Origin of the sequence: Pseudoduganella ginsengisoli, assembly GCF_009720865.1 — a bacterium.
In the GTDB taxonomy this organism is placed as follows: Bacteria; Pseudomonadota; Gammaproteobacteria; order Burkholderiales; family Burkholderiaceae_D; genus Rugamonas; species Rugamonas ginsengisoli.
In genome coordinates this window covers 225,220-245,148 of sequence record NZ_WNLA01000002.1, presented here as the reverse complement: position 1 = coordinate 245,148, position 19,929 = coordinate 225,220, and the positions used below count along the sequence as shown (strand labels likewise).

General features: G+C 62.5%; 13 protein-coding genes. 9 read left to right on the top strand and 4 right to left on the bottom strand.

Features of this window, described 5'->3' with window-relative positions; genetic code table 11:
* Nucleotides 1-35 precede the first annotated feature (35 nt).
* The 6 genes from GM668_RS05760 to GM668_RS05735 all read left to right on the top strand — a co-directional run bounded on the left by GM668_RS05760 (nucleotide 36) and on the right by GM668_RS05735 (nucleotide 8,019).
* Nucleotides 36-3,026: a TonB-dependent receptor domain-containing protein gene (locus tag GM668_RS05760; RefSeq protein WP_155437979.1), complete on the top strand. Its 2,991-nt coding sequence runs from the start codon at nucleotides 36-38 to the stop codon at nucleotides 3,024-3,026.
* A gap of 30 nt (nucleotides 3,027-3,056) precedes the next feature.
* Complete coding sequence (locus GM668_RS05755) at nucleotides 3,057-4,430, top strand: Gfo/Idh/MocA family protein (RefSeq protein WP_155437978.1); 1,374 nt, start codon at nucleotides 3,057-3,059, stop codon at nucleotides 4,428-4,430.
* An 81-nt stretch (nucleotides 4,431-4,511) separates the two neighbouring features.
* Nucleotides 4,512-5,813, top strand: a complete 1,302-nt coding sequence (locus tag GM668_RS05750; protein WP_155437977.1) for a DUF3472 domain-containing protein — start codon at nucleotides 4,512-4,514, stop codon at nucleotides 5,811-5,813.
* Nucleotides 5,814-5,846: 33 nt separating this feature from the next.
* Entirely contained in the window at nucleotides 5,847-6,170 is a 324-nt protein-coding gene (locus tag GM668_RS05745) for a hypothetical protein (RefSeq protein ID WP_155437976.1), read from the top strand.
* A gap of 40 nt (nucleotides 6,171-6,210) precedes the next feature.
* Nucleotides 6,211-7,473, top strand: coding sequence for a DUF3472 domain-containing protein (locus GM668_RS05740; RefSeq protein WP_155437975.1), 1,263 nt, complete (start codon nucleotides 6,211-6,213; stop codon nucleotides 7,471-7,473).
* A 27-nt stretch (nucleotides 7,474-7,500) separates the two neighbouring features.
* A complete protein-coding gene (locus GM668_RS05735) occupies nucleotides 7,501-8,019 on the top strand; it encodes a DUF2867 domain-containing protein (protein WP_155437974.1) in 519 nt (172 codons plus the stop codon).
* Here GM668_RS05735 and GM668_RS05730 read toward each other — a convergent pair.
* Both GM668_RS05730 and GM668_RS05725 read right to left on the bottom strand, forming a co-directional pair.
* Nucleotides 8,016-8,534 (bottom strand): pyridoxamine 5'-phosphate oxidase family protein, encoded by a 519-nt coding sequence (locus GM668_RS05730; protein WP_155437973.1) that lies wholly within the window; start codon nucleotides 8,532-8,534, stop codon nucleotides 8,016-8,018. The genes GM668_RS05735 and GM668_RS05730 overlap by 4 nt on opposite strands.
* A 98-nt stretch (nucleotides 8,535-8,632) precedes the next feature.
* Nucleotides 8,633-11,350, bottom strand: coding sequence for a TonB-dependent receptor (locus GM668_RS05725; RefSeq protein WP_155437972.1), 2,718 nt, complete (start codon nucleotides 11,348-11,350; stop codon nucleotides 8,633-8,635).
* A gap of 202 nt (nucleotides 11,351-11,552) precedes the next feature.
* On the opposite strand from GM668_RS05725, the gene GM668_RS05720 reads away from it, so the two are divergent.
* On the top strand, nucleotides 11,553-13,970 hold the full coding sequence (locus GM668_RS05720; RefSeq protein ID WP_170305505.1) for a putative bifunctional diguanylate cyclase/phosphodiesterase: 2,418 nt from the start codon (nucleotides 11,553-11,555) through the stop codon (nucleotides 13,968-13,970).
* A gap of 15 nt (nucleotides 13,971-13,985) precedes the next feature.
* Here GM668_RS05720 and GM668_RS05715 read toward each other — a convergent pair whose 3' ends face one another.
* Nucleotides 13,986-14,744 carry a sulfite exporter TauE/SafE family protein gene (locus GM668_RS05715; protein ID WP_155437970.1) on the bottom strand — a complete coding sequence of 253 codons (759 nt, stop codon included), beginning with the start codon at nucleotides 14,742-14,744 and terminating at the stop codon, nucleotides 13,986-13,988.
* A gap of 177 nt (nucleotides 14,745-14,921) precedes the next feature.
* Between GM668_RS05715 and GM668_RS05710 the strand changes: the two genes are divergently transcribed.
* The gene (locus GM668_RS05710; protein WP_170305504.1) at nucleotides 14,922-15,572 is read left to right on the top strand and encodes an HAD hydrolase-like protein; all 651 of its coding nucleotides are present in this window, start codon (nucleotides 14,922-14,924) and stop codon (nucleotides 15,570-15,572) included.
* 126 nt (nucleotides 15,573-15,698) lie between these two features.
* A complete protein-coding gene (locus GM668_RS30520) occupies nucleotides 15,699-15,851 on the top strand; it encodes a hypothetical protein (RefSeq protein ID WP_170305503.1) in 153 nt (50 codons plus the stop codon).
* On the opposite strand, the gene GM668_RS05705 is transcribed toward GM668_RS30520, so the two are convergent.
* Entirely contained in the window at nucleotides 15,848-19,822 is a 3,975-nt protein-coding gene (locus GM668_RS05705) for a CHASE domain-containing protein (RefSeq protein ID WP_155437968.1), read from the bottom strand. The two genes, GM668_RS30520 and GM668_RS05705, sit on opposite strands and share 4 nt — an antisense overlap.
* Nucleotides 19,823-19,929 lie beyond the last annotated feature (107 nt).

Genomic DNA, 19,929 nt, shown 5'->3' with positions numbered 1-19,929 from the left:
GAGCGTGCATCCTCACGACCACAAAGGAGACGCACATGCAAATCAAAAAAATGATCGCCGCACTGGCGGCGGCAGGACTGGCTTCAAGCCTGGCAACCGGCGCGCGGGCAGCGGAAGGGGCGGACCAGGCTGCGGTTAAAGACGACAAGCTGGTACGGGTGGAAATCACGGGTTCCAGCCTGAAGCGCATCAATGCGGAAACCGCGTCGCCTGTGCAAGTGATCGACGCCAAGCAAATTGAAAACATGGGCGCCCGCACCTTGCTGCAGGTACTGGACAACCTGCCTGCAGCCCGTCCGGCGCAGCAAGACTTCCGCTCGATGTTCACGGGTTCCGACGGCGGTTCGCAAGCGAACTTGCGCGGCCTGGGCGCGCAAGCGACGCTGGTGTTGCTCAATGGCCGCCGCCTGTCGTTTTACGGCGCGCCGTCCGGCTTCCAGACCATGTTCGTCAACATTGACGCGATTCCCGCTGCCGCCATCGAACGCATGGAAGTGCTGACGGACGGCGCATCCGCCGTGTATGGCTCCGATGCGGTGGCCGGCGTCATCAACGTGATTACCAAGAAAAGCTACCAGGGCCTGGAGGCGCGCGCATCGAATGATTCGTCGTCCAGCGTGAAATCGTATGGCGAGCGCCAGGCCAGCGTGATTTATGGCATGGGCGACTTGAATGCCGATGGCTATAACGTGTATGCGTCGCTGAACGTGTACCAGCGCGACCGCATTGCGCTGGAGGACACGTACCTGAAACGCCCCGACTATTTTTATGTCAACAACCCGAACTTCATCTCCAACCTCCGCATCGGCACCGGCAGCGAACCGGGTGTGCTCAATCCAGGCACCTTCTTTGTATTTGACCCACTGAAGAACAATGCCCGCACGCAGCGCGCCGTGGCAGGCTGCCAGAACAAGGTGACGGAAGATTCCGGCACGCGCTGCGTCTGGAATAACCTGCCATATGCGCTCGATACGGGCCCGACGTCCGACCGTGCCACGGCATTCCTCAGTGGCAGGGTCAAGCTGGGCGCCGACGTGGAAGGCTTTGCGGAAGCGGCGCTGACACACATCAAGCTGCGCGGCGAAAACGGCCCGCGCAGTTTCAACAGCGGCACGACGAACAACTGGTTCTCGCGCAATACGGGTACCAAACTCAATACGTTCAGCTACCCATACCTGGGTCCGAACAACGTGTACCTGAAGGGCAAGCTCGATGCCGACATGGCCGGCATCATGGGTGGCGCGGCAGGCTTGAATTACCTGCTGCAGGATGCGGTGGGCCACTTCGGCCAGAAAAACACGGACGATAACTACCGTGTAATGGCTGGTGCGCGCGGCAGCCTGGGCGGCATGTTCAGCGGCTGGGACTTTGAAACGGCGTTCACCGTGGCGGGCAGCCACTCGGTGCTGTACCAGACCATTAACGTCAACACGAAGGGCTTTGAAAAAGCGTTTGGTCCATTCACCAAGGATCCCGTCACGGGCCGCACCTACATTTCAGACAATCCGGCCTATAAATTCGGCGTGATCAGCGATGCCAATGCGGCGCTGCTGCGCGAAGCGTATCCGACGTTTGACATCCAGTCGTGGACCAAGCTGATGACGTGGGACGGCAAGGTCGAAGGCACGCTGTTCAATCTGGGCGACCGTGAAGTGCGCGCGGCATTTGGCGCGAACCTGATGCGTGAAAGCTTTGAAACGCCGGGCAATGCCGATGCGGCCAATGGCTTGATTACGCAGCAGGGCGGTTCGTGGTTCGATGGCAAGCGGACGATCGCATCGGTGTTTGGTGAAGTCGTGGTGCCGGTCACGGACAAGCTGGAAGTCAACGCGGCAGCGCGTCTCGACAAGTATCCACATTTCTCCGCCAACCTGGCGCCGAAAATCGGCGTGCAATGGCGCGCCCATCCTGAATTGATGGTGCGCGGTACGTATTCGGAAGGCTTCCGTGCGCCGAACCTGGCGGAATCGGGCAGCGGCGGCGTGTTTGCGCAAGTGGGCGGCATCCGCGATACGGTGCGCTGCGATGAAACCAATGCGATTGCCCGCATGCTGATGAAGTCCGTCACGAAGACGGACGTGGACCTGGGCAAATCGCTGCTCAATTCCAATTGCTCGACCACGGTGGGTGGCTTGACGCCGCCGAACCCGCAACTGCAGCCGGAAAAAGCCAAGATTTCCACGGCCGGTATCGTGCTGCAGCCGGCCCGCGACGTCAGTATTTCGCTGGACTACTGGTTCGTCTACCGCCGAAATGAAATCGTGCGCCAGGACTTCAACCAGCTGTTCACGCAATTGGTGGAAAAATATGGTCCGGGCCTGTCGGGCACTGCGCAAGCGATGCGCAGCGCGCTGACCGATGCGGACCGCGCAAATATGGCGGCCGTTGCCGCCATGTGCGCCAACCCTGCCAATGCCGCGGCGTGCGCAGGCGGTGTGCCGAAATACTCGGTCGGTAACCTGGGCGGCTTGATCAATTCCTATTCGAACCGCGGCCGCACCTTGATCGATGGCTTCGATATCGATGCGCGCACCCGCTTTTCGCTGGGCGGCTGGGGCAAGCTCGGTACCGGCATTGCCGCCACCATCCGCAAGCGCGAAACGTATAACGGGGAAGATGGCGATGGCTTCTCGGGCAATTACGTGGGCTACTATGATTCGCCGCGCCTGCGCGCCACGCTGAACGCGGACTGGAGTTACCAGGACTTCGTCACCAGCGTGTTCGTCAACTATTCCGGTCCGACCAAGTGGGCATATGGCCCATGGGATACGGACAATGCGCCGGGTACCTGCATGGCAGCCGGTGTCGATATGCCGAAAGAATCGTGCGATGGTGCGCCGTCGTACACCACCGTCAACCTGGGCGTGACGTGGAAGCCAGTCAAGCATCTGGATGTGGGCCTGAACGTGAAGAATATCTTCAACAAGCGCCCTTACTATGACCCGAACGGCTGGGAAGGCTACAACCACAGCCAGAATCTGTTTGGCCGCCAGTTCGCCCTGTCCGCCAGCTATAAATTCTGGTAATCCGCTGCAACCGAAGATTGAGAACAAACGATGAATAAATTATTGAACCGGCGCCAATTCCTCACTGCCGCAAGCGGCGCCACGGCGGCACTGGCAGGCAGCCTGTCTCTGCCCGCATTGGCCGCGGAAGGGCGCGAGCGCGTGCGCATCGGCATGATTGGCACCGGCATGCGGGGCCAGGTCTTGCTGCGCGAATTGCTGCGCCGCGATGACGTGGAAGTGTCGGCGCTGTGCGACATCGAGCCGATCATGCTGGGCAAGGCGCTGGCGCAGGTGGAGAAAGAGGGCAAGCCTCGCCCCCGCACGTATGGCGACAATGGCGACAAGCACGCGTACCGCGCCATGCTGGATGCGAAAGAACTCGATGGCGTCATCATTGCCACGCCGTGGGAATGGCATGCGCAAATGGCCATCGACGCCATGCAGGCCAAGGTGCCGGTCGGCTGTGAAGTGGTGGCAGGCGTGTCGCTGCAAGACCACTGGGATGTGCTCAATACGCAGCTGAAGACGGGCACGCCGTACATGTTGCTGGAAAACGTGTGCTACCGGCGCGACGTGATGGCCGTGCTGCAAATGGTGCGTTCCGGCCTGTTCGGGGAACTGGTGCACTTGCAGGGCGGCTACCAGCACGATTTGCGGGCCGTGAAATTCAATAATGGCGATCCCGCCAAGCCTTATGGCAGCGGCGTGGAATTCGGCGGCAAAGGCTGGTCGGAAGCGCGCTGGCGCACGGAGCATTCGGTGCAGCGCAATGGCGAACTGTATCCAAGCCATGGCATTGGGCCGTGCGCAATGTACGCCAACATCAACCGGGGCAACCGTTTTACCCGCATTAACACGTTTGCCACCAAGGCGCGTGGCTTGCACGAATACATCGTCAAGCAGGGCGGGGCTGAACACCCGAATGCGCAGGCGAAGTTCAAGCTGGGCGATGTCGTCACGACGACGATTTCCTGTGAAAACGGTGAAACCATTTTGCTGCAGCATGACACGTCGCTGCCTCGCCCCTATTCGCTGGGCTTCCGCGTGCAGGGCACCAATGGCTTGTGGATGGACGTGAACCACGGCATCCATATCGAAGGCATCAGCAAGCCGCACCAGTGGGATGACTTCCAGGGCTACCAGGACAAGTTCGACCACCCGCTGTGGCGAAAGTATGCGGAAAAAGCGTCCGGCGCCGGCCATGGCGGCATGGATTATTTCGTGATCCATGCTTTCATCGAAGCGCTGAAGGCGAATGCCCCGATGCCGATCGATATCTACGATGCGGTGACCTGGAGCGCCATCACGCCGCTGTCGGAACAGTCGATTGCACAGAACTACCAGACGCTGGACTTTCCGGACTTTACCAAAGGCGCGTGGGCCAAGCGCAAGCCGATTTTTGCGTTCGGCGACAAGTATTAACGCCATGAATCGGTTCCGGGCCCGGGACCGTCAACGAGGTGGTGCGGCCCGGCCGCACCCTACACACAGGAGACAGAAGCAATGAAACGTAGAAGTTTGCTGCTGCAATTTACAGTGCTGTTATTGGCCGGCTGCGGCGGCCCCTCCGCCGTTACCCAGGATATTCCGCGCGCAAAACAGGGCGCCAGCCCCGGGGCAGCCGCTACGCCTTCCACCGTCGCGCTGGCCGGCAACGCGTTCATCACCAGCGCCCCCTCCGGCGCCACGGAAATCATCAACAGCAATGGCCTGGCCAACTGGACCAGCCCCACTACCATCACCAGCGCCTGGTTCCGCGTGAACGCCGCCGGCAATGTAACGGTGGCGATGGATGCGAAGCTGGCCGGCAGCGCCAGCAGCACGGTGCGCGCCACCGTCAATGGCACGCCGTTCACTGTGAACCTGGCCGGCGCCGCCAGCAAGACTTACCCCATCGGTACGGTGAATGTGGCGCAGCCCGGCTATGTGCGCGTGGACTTGCAGGGCGTCAGCAAGAGCGGCGGCTATTTTGGCGACGTGTCGGCATTGAAAGTCACTACCGCCGCCACGCTGAACTATGCGAACGATGCGGCCAATTATTACTGGTCGCGCCGCGGACCATCGGTGCACCTCGGCTATACAGCGCCCGCCAACACCGAATACTTCTACAACGAAGTCACGGTGCCGGCCGGGCAGGACAAGACCGGTTCTTACTACATGGCCAACGGTTTCGGCCAGGGCTACTTCGGCATCCAGGTCAAGTCGCCTAGCGAGCGGTGGATCCTGTTTTCGGTCTGGGACGCGGACAACGGCGCCAAGACCACGCTGGTGAAGAAGGGCGCCGGCGTGGTGGATAACGCATTTGGCGGCGAGGGCACAGGCGGCCAGAGTTACCTGGTGTATAACTGGGCGGCCGGCGCCACGTACCGCTTCATTACGCGCGCCCGTCCGGACGGCGCCGGGTCCACGGATTATTCCGCGTGGTTCTACGCGCCGGAACTGGCCACCTGGCGCTTCATCGCCACATGGAAGCGGCCGGCCACCAGTACTTACCTGACCGGTGTGCACTCGTTCCTGGAAAACTTCATCGACACCAATGGCTACCTGGAACGCAGCGCGCAATATGGCAACCAGTGGGCGCGCAGCACGTCCGGCACGTGGACTGAACTGACCACGGCGCGCTTTACCGGGGATGCGACGGCTACCAATGGCCAGCGCATGGATTACGCGGGTGGCCTGCAAAATGGGCGGTTTTATCTGCGTAATGGCGGGTTCTTCAGCCCTTATGTGCCGGTCAACCAGAGCTTTACGCGGCCTGCGACCGGCGTGGCGCCGGCGGTGGATGTGAACACGTTGCCGCAGTAGGCGCGCACCCGGACCGGCCGTGAGGCATCGAAAATGAACAATCCATCCAGCAAATTTAGAGGGATCGCCATCTTCTTCAAGATTCTTTGCTTCATCGGGATGTCGATTTCCGGGTGGATGCTGGCGACGCACGGCTTCGACTGGACCATGCTGCTTCTCCTTCTCAGCACGGCCGGTATGATTTCGGAGTCCAACGAACGAATCGCGTCGATGCTCGGCCGCGATGTACGAAAGGTGCTGTCAAACATCAGGCAAGGAAAGGCAGCGGAGAGTAGCACGGAATCCAGGATTCTAGGAGCAATGACCGTGGTGGCTCTTCTCTGTCTCATCGTATCGGCGATCTATTCTCTGCTGTAGGGTATCTCGTTACCGTGCAAGCTGGTATGCTTCCGCCATCATGAACCGCCGAACCCTGCTGATCCAGTTCTTCGCTGTGGCGTTGGCGGCCAGCTGTGGCATGCCGGCGGCGGCACGGGAATCGCGCCAGGCGGCCACCGTGCCGCTGGCCGGCAACGCCTTCGTGACCAGCGCCCGCGCAGGCGCCGCCATTGGCCGCAATGGCCTGGTCAACTGGACCAGCGCCGACACCGTCATCAGCACATGGTTTTATGTGGATGGGCCAGGCCAGGCGGCAGTGGCGCTGGATGCCAGCGTGCCTGATGGCGGCGGCAGCACCGTGCGGGTGATGGTCAACGGCGCGTCCTACAGCGTCGGCTTATCCGGCGCGGAGAGCCGGACGTATGCAGTGGGATCCGTCAATGTGGCTGCGCCCGGCTATGTGCGGGTGGATTTGCAGGGCGTCAGTAAAAGCGGCGCGTCATTTGGCGACGTGCAGTCGTTGAAAATTACCACCGATGCCAGCCTCAATTATGCCAATGATGCGGCCAATTATTACTGGTCGCGCCGCGGCCCGTCCGTCCATTTGCGCTACGCGGCGCCAGCCAATACGGAATACTTTTACAGCGAAGTCACGGTCCCGCCAGGGCAGGATAAGCCGGGATCTTATTTCATGGCCAACGGCTTTGCACATGGCTACTTCGGCATCCAGGCCAAGCCGGGAGCGCAGCGGTGGATCTTGTTTTCCGTGTGGGACGCCGATAACGGCGGCAAGACCACGCTGGTGAAAAAAGGCGCAGGCGTTGCGCATCTCCCGTTTGGCGGCGAAGGCACGGGCGGCCAGTCTTACCTTGTCTACAACTGGGCGGCCGGCACGGCGTACCGCTTCCTCACGCGCGCCCGCCCGGATGGCGCGGGCGCGACCGATTACTCGGCATGGTTCTACGCGCCGGAATTGGCCAGCTGGCGCTTTATCGCCACCTGGAAGCGGCCAGGGGGCAGCACGTACCTGACGGGCTTGTACTCATTCCTGGAAAACTTCATTGACAGCGATGGCTACCTGGAGCGCAGCGCACTGTATGGCAACCAGTGGGCGCGCAGCACGGCTGGCAAATGGACGGAACTGGCGACGGCGCGCTATACGGGCGATGCCACTGCCGCCAACGGGCAGCGGCTGGACTACGCAGGCGGCGTGCAACAGGGCCATTTTTACCTGCGCAACGGCGGCTTCTTCAGCCCCCATGTGCCGCTGAAACAGGACTTCACGCGGCCTGCAACGGGCGTGCCGCCGGATGTCGACGTGGATGTGTTACCCGAGCAGTAAAGCAGCGCGCATGTTATTCTTCCGGCAATGAACGCGCCCATCTTTGAAACCGCCATCCCCGCTACCAGCTATTTACACGCCGAACTGGCTGGCGCCCACTTCCACGATTGCTGGTTAACCACCTTGGCGCCGCACGGGCGCACGGCAATGGAAATGTACCTGGACGCCGTCAGGCAAACGCCGGGCTGGGTGAATGCCCTGATGTCGCTGCGGAACAGCGTCGTGGCCCTGGTGGGATTGAAGAATCTCGGCAGTTTGAATGGCTTGCGGGCCGGTAAGGCGGCAGCGGATTACCGGCCGGGCGACCGCGCCGGCATTTTCAAAGTGCTGCGCGTATCGGACGACGAAGTGGTGTTGGGCGACGACGACAGGCATTTGCGCGTGCAAGTGTCGGTCTGCAAGGTGCGCCATGAAGGGCAGGATGCCGTGGCAGTGTCCACGGTCGTGCACTTGCACGGGCTGCTGGGCCGCATCTATATGCTGCCGGTCGCGCCCATGCACAAGCTGATTGTGCCGGCCGTGTTGCGCCGGCTGCAACGCAGTTAAAGACGCAGCGCGCCCTGGATACTGTCGTCCAGGGTTTTGCCCAGCACGGCGCCCGCCATGATTTTTGCGCCGGCTACGGCGTCGCCATGCTTATTATCCCAATAATAGCCCTGCGTCGGCGTCACGCGGATGACGGTGATGCGGGGATCGGCCTCGCCCTGCGTGAACCACGTTTTCAGCGCGAAATTCCATAACTCATGGATACGGGCCTCGTTGCGCGACACCTCGGCCTGGCCGTCCAGGTAGAGGAACCCGGACCGGGCCGAGCCCTGGAAATACAGCCGGACGGACGGGCTGGCGTGCAGCTCATCATTTTTATGGCTGTCATCCGCGCTGAGAAACCACAGGTTGCCCTGGTCATCGACTTCCAGCGGGCTCATCGGGCGTACACCGCCTGCCGTGCAAAAGAAACAGGTCTTGGCATCATCAACCATGTCGCGGATGCGTTGAACTGCGTCCGGGCCGGACAAGTCGCAATGGTTGCTTTCGGGTTGCTGCTGATCGATGGAATTCATGCTGCGCCTCCTGACGATGCGCGGACCGGAATGGCCGCACCATAAACCATCGTAGCAATGGTTTATGGCAAGGTCAGTGCTGCAGCTAACGCAAGCGCTTATTTGAACGAATACGACACGTTGCCGAACCAGCGGCGTCCGCGCGGATCCGTGTACGACGGGTCATAGCCTGAAATGAAGAAGTACGCCTGGTTCGAATATGGCGGGCTGGTATCAAAGATATTTTGCACGCCGACCCGGAACTTCAGCCGCTTGCTGGCCTGGTAAGTACCGGACAAATCCCACAGCGAATATGCCTTCACGCGGTTGGCCGCTACCACCGTGCCGTTATCGACATTGATGGCGGAATTCTGGTCTTCATACGCTGACGAGAACGTGTGCGACAGGTAGGCCGACACCGGACCCTGTTCCCAGTCGAACGTGGCCGTATGGCGCCAGCGCTGCACGGCACCATCCGTGACGAAGCGTCCCAGATTGCTGACGTAGGCGTCGCCCGGCGCATTCTGGATGCGCGACTTCAGCACGTAAGTGCCGTTGATGCGCGCGCCGAAGCGGCCGAACTGCGTGGCGCCGCCACGCCATTCCGCCATCAGGTCCAGGCCGGACGCTTCCTGCGCGCCGCGGTTTTCCTTGTGCAGTTCGATGTACTCGATCAAGCCATCTTCATCGCGGTGCACCAGGTTGCCATATTTGGACAGGTTGCCGAGGATGATGTCGTCGCCGATTTCCGTAATCAAATCCGTGCGCTTGATGCGCCAATAGTCGAGCGACAGGTTGGTGCGGTCGGTCGCGGCCCACACGGCGCCCAGCGACAATTGCTTGCTGTGCTCAGGCTTGAGTTTCGCATTGCTGTAGTGGCGCGTTTCCCAGTTGTCGGCGCAATCGGCGTAATTGTTGTCCACCGTGGCACAATACAGCGGATCGGGCAGCGTGGCGGTGGCGCCAACGCGCGTCGGACGGAACATGTCCGCCATCGATGGCGCACGGAAGCCGCGCCCGGCGGAACCGCGCAGCATCAAGCCTTGTACGGGGCGGTAGCTGACGCCGACTTTCGGGCTGGCAGCGCCGCCGATCAGCTGGTAATGGTCGTAGCGGGCGGACAGTTGCGCTTCCCACTGCTTGGCGAATGGCAGCAGCAATTCGCCATAGACGCCTTCCACGTGGCGGCTGTCGCTGGTGGCGCGGCCGCCTTCGGGCGCCGCATCGTTATTGATGTTATCGCTCAGCAGCAGCGCCGATGGTGCGAAGTGCGTGCGTTCGCGCCGCACTTCGCCGCCCAGCGCCAGCGCCATCTGGCCGCCGGCCATCGGCATAACGTCGCGGCTCATCTTGAAGTCCACGCTGTCCATGGTGCCGTTTGAATGGCGCACGTCATCGTTGACCTGGATGGAATTGAGCAGCGCCAGGCCGGCCGCGCTGGAAGGGCCGAACGGGTTGATGCGGCCATCGGCAATACCGTCCAGCAGTTTGTCGTACAGCAGGTAGCCGTGCGTATCCTTGTCGGCCACCGTGTTGGTGCTGTGGTTCAGCGCCGCATCGTAATCCCAGCCGCCGGCGGTGCCGGTCACGCCCACCACGACGCGCTTGCCCGTGCTGGTCAACTCGCTGGTGCGGCGGCCTGCTTCGTTCAGGCGCACGCGCAATTCCAGTTCGCCGGGAACGTCGTCGTCGAGTGTATCGAGGCCGGTATTGGCCAGCTGCGGGATTTTCTTGTAATCGATGTAGGCTTTCACGCGCGCGGTCGAGGCCACGTAATGCGTACGGGCGCGCGCATACGATGCTTCCGCATACAGTTGCGCGACAGGATTGAGCTGGAACACGGCGCGGCCCAGGAAACTGGTTTTTTCCGACTTTGGATACAGCTCGGTATCGCGCATATAGTTATACGTGCACGCATTTTCGCCGCCCGTACCGGCCGGCAGGTACGGGTTGGCAGGCGGCGCGCAATTGGGCGCCGACAGGTTGATCATGCGGTTGACGATGGGCTTGCCGCCGATGGTGAAGCCGATGTCTTGCAAATGGTCGCGCTGCGCCGACGTCAAACGGATGTTGGCGGGGCTGGTATAGCTGGACAGCAGGTGACCCAGGCGCTCATCGATGTGCAAGTCGCCGATGAAGCTGCGCTGCGACGTGCTGAGGGAATCGGTACGCTGGAAATCCGCCACGCCGAAGATATTGAAACCGTCGCGCGCCAGGTCGCCCGTGCCGCCGGCGATGCTGGCCGTGCGCTTGCCTGCGCCGCCTTCCTTGGTCGCCGCGCCAAATGCATTCAATTCCAGGCCCTGGTAATCGCGGCGCGTGATGAAGTTGATGACGCCGCCAATGGCGTCCGTGCCATACAGCGACGAAGCGCCATCGAGCAAGACTTCCACGCGCTGCAGCGCGGCGGCAGGGATGTTATTCAAGTCGACGCCGGTGTCGTCGCCAGGGGAGGCGAAGTTCGCCATGCGGCGGCCGTTCAGCAGCACCAGCGTGGACGACGTACCGATGCCGCGCAAGTTCGCGCTGTTGAAGCCGCGCTGGTCTTTGCCGTCCGTGATGCTGGCGCCATCGGTCAAGCCGTTCAAGTTGGCGGCAATACGGGCGATCAGTTCGCCCGCCGTCGTCACGCCGGCCTTGTCCATTTCTGCGCGCGTAATGATATGCACGGGCAGCGGGGTTTCCGCTTCCACCCGCTTGATGGCGGAACCCGTGATTTCAACGCGGGGGACATCGGCGTCGCTGGCTGTCTGGTTCGTTTGTGCTGCGGCATGGGCGCCGGCGGCCAGCAGTGCACCAGCTGCCAGCGCTTGTGCGCGTTTCCTGTGCTTGGTCATTCAATCTCCCGGGGCTATTGATCTATTGTCATGATTAATCAGGCGATCATACCATTGGCGCCCCATGTGCGTGGAGCGCGCTGTGCATGGCACAGCATTTGCTGCTATGCACCATGCTGCCGCCGGCCCCGGGTAGTACCGTGATATTTGATCGATAGTGGGTCAAGGATGCACTGACATGGTGCGAAGAAACCGGAAGACGATGAAGAACGATTGCCTGCAGTTCCCCCGTGAAGACCTTTTTGCCGCAGCACTGACGCCACCGCAGCCAGTGATGTCGGGCGATGCGTGGCGCATCGTGCGTGAACGGGCGCTGCGCGCCAGCGCCGTCGATGAAGCGGCCGGGCTGGGGCGCTGGTGGTATGAGCACCGTCATGGACGGCTGTATTTGTCGGCCGTGGCGTCGTCGCTGCTGGGCATTCCTGCCAGCGGCTGCCATGAAGTGGCTGATGCGCTGTTGCACGTGGCGCCGCAGGACGCGTGGCGCCTGCGCAGCACGCTGGGCGCCATCACGGATACGCATTTGGGCGCCGCCTGTGAATTCCGCGTCAGCGTACCGGACCAGGGCACGCGCTGGCTGAAAGTGCAGCCGGTGGCGCGCGAAGGGGAAGCCATCGTAGCCGGCATGCTGGTCGATATCACGTCCACCAAGCATGCGGCCATGCGCGAGCGGTTCAGCTTCGCGCTGACGCAATACCTGATCGGCACCGACACGTTTGATGCGGCCATCCACAAGATCATCCAGCTGGTGTGCGATGAACTGGGGTGGGATTGGGGCGCTTTTTGGGTGCAGGAACCAGGACATGGCCAGACTGCCGGGACAGCCGGAACAGCCGGAACAGCCGGAGCACGGAACGATGCGCGCGGTGGGAAAGTGGGAGATGTTTGGGTGCAGGAAAGACATGAACACGGCAGTGTGCTGCGCTGCCGCCACGTATGGCATGCGGACACTGGCGATTATGCGGAATTGCGCGCCGTGACGACGACGGCAGCCGGCGACATGCGCCAGGGTGTACTGGGCGAAGTGTGGAACGGCAAAGCGCAATGGGTTGACGCCAGCACCGATACGGAGCAGGGCGGACGCTTGGCCAGCGCGCGCCGCTGCGGCCTTCAATCGGGCTATTTCTTCCCCGTCACGTACACGGGCGGCGACGGCGGCTTGCACAGTGCTGGCATACTGGAATTCTTTTCCCGCGAACCGCGCCAGCGCGAAGCGCAGTTGCCGGGGCTAGCGGAATCCATCAGCGCGCTGATCGCGCAGACGGCGCAGCGCATGGCGCAGCAAGAGCGCATGCGCGTGCTGGCGCAGACCGATGAAATGACGGGCCTCGTCAACCGTGCGCATTTCCATTACCTGCTGGACCGGGCCTGTGAACAATGTCCGCCATGCGCGGGGTTCGGCGTGCTGTATATCGACCTGGACCAGTTCAAACCCATCAACGATGCGTTCGGCCACGCGGCCGGCAATGTCGTGCTCAAGGCATTTGCCGAGCGCCTGCGCATTCTTGCGCCGCAGGGCGCCGTCGTGGCCCGGCTGGGCGGCGATGAATTTGCCATGATGACGGACTACGGGCTGGAACCGCAGGAGGTGGAGGCGCTGGCGCAGCGGGTCGCGGCCAGTGCGCGCGAACAGTTCCAGTATCTGGGCCATGAATTGTCGGTATCGGCCAGCATCGGCATCAGCATGTTTCCCGCCCATGGCGCCAATACCGCGCAATTGCTGCACGCGGCCGATGCCGCCATGTATGCCAGCAAGCGCAATGGCCGCAACCGCGTCAGCCATTACAGCGATGCGCAGGGTGCGGAACAGGATGTGCTGGCGAAGCAATTGATCATGCTGTCGGAATTGCAGCATGGCTTTGAGCGGGGCGAATTTTTCCTCATGTACCAGCCGATTATGGATGCGCATGGCGACGTGCTCGATGCCGTGGAAGCGCTGGTCCGCTGGCGCAAATCCGATGGCGCCGTCGTGCCGCCGGACCAGTTCATTCCCGTGGCGGAGCAGAGCCGGCTGATCGTGCACCTGGGCCGCTGGGTGGTGCAGCAAGTGTGCCGTGATTTGCCGCGCATGCACGCGGCGGGACTGAGCCATGTGAAAGTGCACATCAATATGGCGGCGCCGGAATTCCTCGACAGCAGCCTGCCTGCCGAATTGATGGCCACCGTGCGGGCGGCGGGCGTGGATCCATCGAGCCTGCAGATCGAGCTGACGGAAAACATGGTGATGTCGCACATCGATACATCGCTGCCCATCATGCGCAAATTGACGCAGCTGGGCTTTGAAATCAGCCTCGATGATTTCGGCATGGGTTATTCGTCGCTGTCGCTGTTGAAAACCCTGCCCATCGCTTCCCTGAAAATCGACCGGCTGTTCCTTGCGGGCATCCCGCGTGAACGCGACGACTGCGCCATCGTGCGCACCATGCTGGACCTGGGACGCAACATGGGGATCGGCGTCATCGCGGAAGGCGTGGAGACGGACGGGCAACTGGGCTACCTGCGCCAGTTTGGCTGCACGCTGGTGCAAGGCTATTTGCTGGGACGCCCCATGCCGCTGCCGCAGCTGCTGGAACGGTTCGGCAGGACTGCCCATCCGGCTGTTTTGCCGGACGACCTGTAACCCGCCCCTCCTGCGTCAAAATAAGTGGCCTATGTCTTTGTAGATCAACTGCATACCCGTTACCAGCAACCCTGCCTGCGCAATGCGGTAAAACCACACGGTATTGACCTTATCCTGCAGCCACATGCCGAAGTACACACCTATCGGCACCAGCGGCGCCAGGACCAGCGACGTGGCCAGGTTATCCTGTGAAAACTGTCCCAGCCACGCGTAGGGCGCCAGTTTGGCGGCATTGACGAACGCGAAGAATACGCTGATGGTGGCCACATAGCGCACCTTGTCCATTCGCTGCGGCAGCATGTACACCATGACGGGCGGCCCGCCCGCATGGGCAATAAAGCTGGTCAGCCCGGACAGCGCGCACCAGAACATCCCCTTGCCGACGGAACGGCCAGCCGCGTGCTGCTTCGCGGCCAGCCCCAGCCAGTTATTGATGGGGAACGCAATCGCCAGCCCGCCGATCAGCAAACGGATGGCGCTTTCCGACAGCATGCCGAACGTCAGCGCGCCAATGGCAATCCCGGCCAGCGCTCCGGGCAGCATGATTTTCAAGTTGTCCGTATCCCATTTGCGGAAATACGCGCGGAATCCCACGACGTCCATCAGGCACAGGATGGGCAGCATGACAGCCGCGGCCTGCAGCGGCGACACCGCCAGCGCCATCAGCGGCACGGCCACGCCGCCCAGCGCGCCGCCAAAGCCGCCTTTGGAAATGCCCGTCAACAGGACGGCGGGAACGGCGGCGGCATAGAACAGCGGGTCGGTAATCAGCATGGGGGAACTATCTCAAAGGGAGCATACCAATTATAAGGACAGCGTGCCGGACCTGCTGGCGATGGCGGAAATGCATAAGGTAATCCTTATCAATGGCGAATAATAATTAATTTTTCTTCCGCGTTTAACGATCGTATATTGACAGCTCTGCAAGCACCCACCATGAGGAAACAAGCCATGACGATCAATGCGATTTTGCTGAACCTGGATGAAATCCTGTTCGATACGGCGCCGCTGCACCTGGCAGCTTGCCGCGCCGCAATGGAAGACACGGGCGTGCCGCTGCGCTGGAGCATGCCGGAATTGCGCGAAGTGGCTTCCACAGTGGGCTGGACCCGGGTGCTGGACGTGGCGCTGCCGCAGGAAGACCAGCCAGAAAGCAAGGGTAAGCGTTCGCGCGCGATCGACTTGAATGCGGCGCACCACCGCCATTTCCATAATGCGCTGGCTATCCGCAAGCCGGAAGCCAACCCGCGCGGCGTGCAATTGATCAAGGATGCGCTGGATGCCGGCTGCAAGCTGGGCGTCATCAGCGACTTGCCGGCGGCATCGGCGTCCGCGCTGCTGGAACAATTGTTTGGCAATGATGTCAACAGCAAGTTCACACTGGTGGCCTCGCGCCACGATGCGGCCCATCGCCAGCACGACGGCATGCACGCGCTGGCGCTGCGCACCATGGGCGTGCACGCGGATGAAACCGTGCTGATTGACACGTCGCTGCCTAACTTGCTGGCGGCCCGTAAGTCCGGCCTGCGTACTGTGCACTTCAAAATGCCGGGCATCTTGAGCTGGAAATCGCTGCCGGCGATGGCTACCCGCCCGAACTGATACACGATACGGGCAGCGATATCGGAACCGATATCATCATTATCAAGAACTTGATTGGAAATTGAGCAGCGATCCCCCTAATATGGACCAGGCAGTGACAGGATCGACACAATCAGGAGAGTGGACATGACGCAGCAAAAACACCCGACCAAGGAACAAATCCGGCAATACCTGGAAGCGCGCCAGGCCGAGCGTTGCCCGCCGCCGTCAATGCAGGAAATCCGCCGCCAGCTGGGCTGGGACATGCTGCGTCCCGCCGCACCGTTGGCATACCGCTAAGATTCCGGAATGGCGGCCCGTGCACAGTGTTTTTGCACGGCCGCCAGCAAGCCGGCCCAGTCGACCGGCTTGGCAATAAAGTCATTCATCCCCGCCGCGTGGCATTGCGCCTGTTCCGACAGGGTCACGCCGGCACTCATGGCCAGCACAGGCAATTGCAATCCCAGCTCGTTGCGGATGCGGCGGGTCGCTTCAAAGCCATCCATCACGGGCATTTGCACATCCATGATCACCAGCTGGATTTGGCCACTATGCTCGCGCAGGTAATCGACGGCTTCCGCGCCATTGCTGGCAATGGCAACCGCCGCGCCGCCCAGTTCCAGCATATTGCGGGCCACGACCTGGTTCAGCAAGTTATCTTCCACCAGCAGCAGCGATAAGCCTTCCAGCGGACGCCGGGCGGATTCCACCGGGCTGAAAGGTGGCGTTTGCTGTTCCGCTGTATCAGGTTGCTGCGCCTGTTCCGCAGGTTCTTGTGCGCCTGACACGATCCTCGCCGTGCCGGCTACCAGCGCATGGTACAGCGCCGAGCGTACCAGCGGGCGCGTCAGCACGGCATGCGCTGCCGTTGCCGGGCGCCCATCCTGCAGCGCATACGCATACGTTGCCTCGATCAGCAGCGGCGCCATGCCCGCCAGTACTGCCAGATCGCTGTACTGCGCCACGATGGCGCCATACGGATGGCCGTTCGCCGTGGCCGCCAGCGCCATGCGGCGCGCATCGGCGCCATTGAGCGCCATATCCACGGTATATCCCCAGCGGGCCGCCATGTGCGCCATGCTGGTCTGTTCCTGCGTGTCGAGGCCCACGCACAGCATGCGCATGCCCCGCAAGCGGGGTGGCAGCGGGTAGCGGTCCGGCAGGCTGGCCGCGCGCAGCGGCAATTGCAGCCCGAACGTACTGCCCGCGCCCAGCACGCTGTGCACGTCGAGCGTGCCGCCCATCAGCGCGGCCAGGCGGCGCGACAGCGCCAGTCCCAGGCCGGTGCCGCCAAAGCGGCGCGCCATTGAACTGTCGGCCTGGTTGAATGGAATGAACAGCCGTTCCACCTGTTCCGGTGCGATGCCAATGCCGGTATCGGCCACTTCGCAGCGCAGCCACGGCGCGCCTGCGTGGTCCGTCACCAGGAACACCGATACGGTGACGTGGCCCCGTTCAGAAAACTTGATGGCGTTGCCGACAAGGTTTAACAGTACTTGCTGCAGGCGCAGTGCATCGCCCGTCAGGCTGGCCGGGACGTCCGGCGCCACGATGACCGCCACGGCCAGCCCCTTTTCGCCCGCATGGATCGCCATCACGGACGCCAGTGCATCGATGACGTCATCAATATAAAACGCTTCGTGCGCGACATCGAGCTTGCCGGCTTCGATCTTGGAAAAATCCAGCACGTCGTTCAGCACGGCCAGCAATGACTTGCCCGCCACGGAAATCATTTGCACGAAGCCCGCCTGCTCGGCGCTGAGCTGCGTGCGGTCCAGCAATTGCACGGCGCCCAGCACGGCGTTCATCGGCGTGCGCAATTCGTGGCTCATGTTGGCGACAAACAGGCTTTTTGCCGCGCTGGCCGCTTCCGCCTGGGTCTTCGCTTCATTCAATTCCCGCTCGGCGGCTTTTTCCCGCGTCACGTCGCGCAATATCATGGCATAGCCGATGCACGCGCCATTTTTTTCCAGCACGGGAAACAGCTGCATCAGCGCCAGGAAAGTGCTGCCATCGCGCCGTGCGCGTTCCCCCAGGTCTTCGAACTGGCCCGCTTGCAGCGCGGCTTCCAGGGCTGTACGGGACACGTGCACGGAACCCGGTTCGGGGCCGATCAGGCTGGACATGGGGCGCCCAATGATTTCCACGTCGCGGTAGCCGAACAGGCGCGCCGCGCCGGCATTCCACGTGGCGATCAAGCCGGCGGGATCGAGCAGCACGATGGCGTGGTTGGCAATATTTTCCGTCAACAGCCGGAAACGGGCTTCCGACTGTTCCAGGCTGGCGGCGGAGCGCACCACGTCCACTTGCGCCAGTTGGCGCGCTTTGACGAGGTTGAAGCTGACGCCGTAAAACATCAGGCTGACCAGCGTGCCCAGGGTCAGCACCAGGTGCGATTTGCCCCGGTCGACGGTGGCGTCAAATGCGGCGGTGGGCCGCACGCGCAAAATCCACTGGTGGCCGTTATCGCCGACCGCCACCGCCTGCAGGCTGGTCAGCGACAGGTAGCTGGGCGCCTGGCCAGTTTCTGCCGCACTTTCATAGATCAATTTGCCGTTGGGCGTACTGTCGAGGATATCGAGCCGCACTTGCTGCAAGCTGTCGCCAAACACGCCGGCAATCAAATCGCGCATGCGGAACGGGCTGTAGACAAAGCCTGTCGGCGGCCCGATTTCCTGCGTGCTGCGCGCGGCGCCCGTGTACACGGGGTTATACATCAGGAAGCCCACTTGCTTTTCTTGCGTGATTTCCTGCACCAGCGTGACGGCGCCGGTGGCGCTGAGGCGGCCATTTTGCATGGCGTCCTGCAAAGCGCGCCGGCGCACCGGTTCATTCAGCATGTCGTAGCCGATCGCAGCGCGGTTGCGGTCATTCTGTGGTTCCAGGTACGTGACGGGCACATAGGCTGCGCGTTCGCCTTCCGGCCACACGTGGAACGAGGGCAGGTCGCGCTGCAGCGCAGCCTGTTCCGCCGCCAGTGACGGCCCCGGGATATAGCGCGCATAGCCCAGCCCCAGCAAGCCCGGATAGTGGTGCGGCAGGTCGATGGCCGCGACAAACGCCTGCCACTCCGAGCGCTCGACTTCCGCCGACGCGTCAAACACGGCGGCGCCGGAGCGCAGCAGGGATTCGTATGCCGCCAGCCGCTCAACCAGTTTGTCCCGCACCGTCTCGGCGGCATCGGCAAAGCGTTCCTGCGTGCGCCGCTCGGTGTCCGCTTCGACCAGCGCCCATGCGCTGACCGTGACAGCGATACCCAGGCCCAGCGTCAGCGCCGGCGTCCATGACAGTGGCGGATGCGCGCCGTCCTGTTGCTCCGCAGCTTGCTGGCGCATGTGCCGCTCGCCCGCATAGCCGGCCGTGAGCACCCACGCCACGATGGTGAGAATGGCGAGGAAGGCGCACAGCGACAGCAGCGAGTGCTGCAGCACACCGGACACGAATGCGCCTCGCTGCATGGCGGTCGCGGGGACGGCGATGATGCAGATGATCGCCAGCACCAGGCACACTGCCGCGCGTCCGTGCCGCACGGCGGCCCAGCCAACCGGCACCAACAGCAGGTAGGGCAGTGCGCGCGGCACGGCCCACTCGCCGGGCGGCGCGGCGAAAATCAGGATGGCCGCGCAAGCGGTGGCGGCAAGCAGCGGCGCCTTGCGGGGCAAGCTGGCCAACGCTGCGCGCACGCCGCCTGGTGCGCGGATGGGGCGCAACAGCACCAGCAGCAGCGGTGAAATAATGAGGATGCCGAGGAAGTCGCCGAGCCACCACGTGCCCGCCACGGCGGGCAGCGCCGCAGCAGGGACGATGCCGGATACGCCCAGGATCAGCACCCCGGCGGCGGCGGCCACGATGGCGGCGCAGGCTGCAACCGCGGTGTACAGGTACACCTCCAGCTGCGATTGCATGCGGTGCGGCCGTATCCGCAGGCGCTCCACCAGCCACGCGGCCGACGCGGCTTCCAGCGTATTGCCGATGGCGATAACGGCGGACGACGCGAAGATCACGGTATCGGATGCGACGCCGTTGGATTTGAATACCGCGACATTGGCGCAAAACGCGCCAGCCAGGATCGCTGGCCACAGCGGCATCCCAAACCGCAGCAACAGCGCCAGCGCGAAGCCCGATGGCGGCCATACCGGACTGGCATTGCTTTGTTCCAGCGCCATCAGCAAGCCCAGGCGGGCCAGCGCGTAATACACGGCAGCCGCCAGTGCCAGGCGTAGCGCGAGTGCAGGCTTGCGGTTGACCAGTAACTGTGAACTCACATTCATGCGGATCACCTGGTGGACGAGGTGACGTCAGGATACCTGAAACCTGTAAGAGGGGGGTGACGCTAAACCCACAGCACCGGTGGCCATGGCGGCATGTGACGGGAATG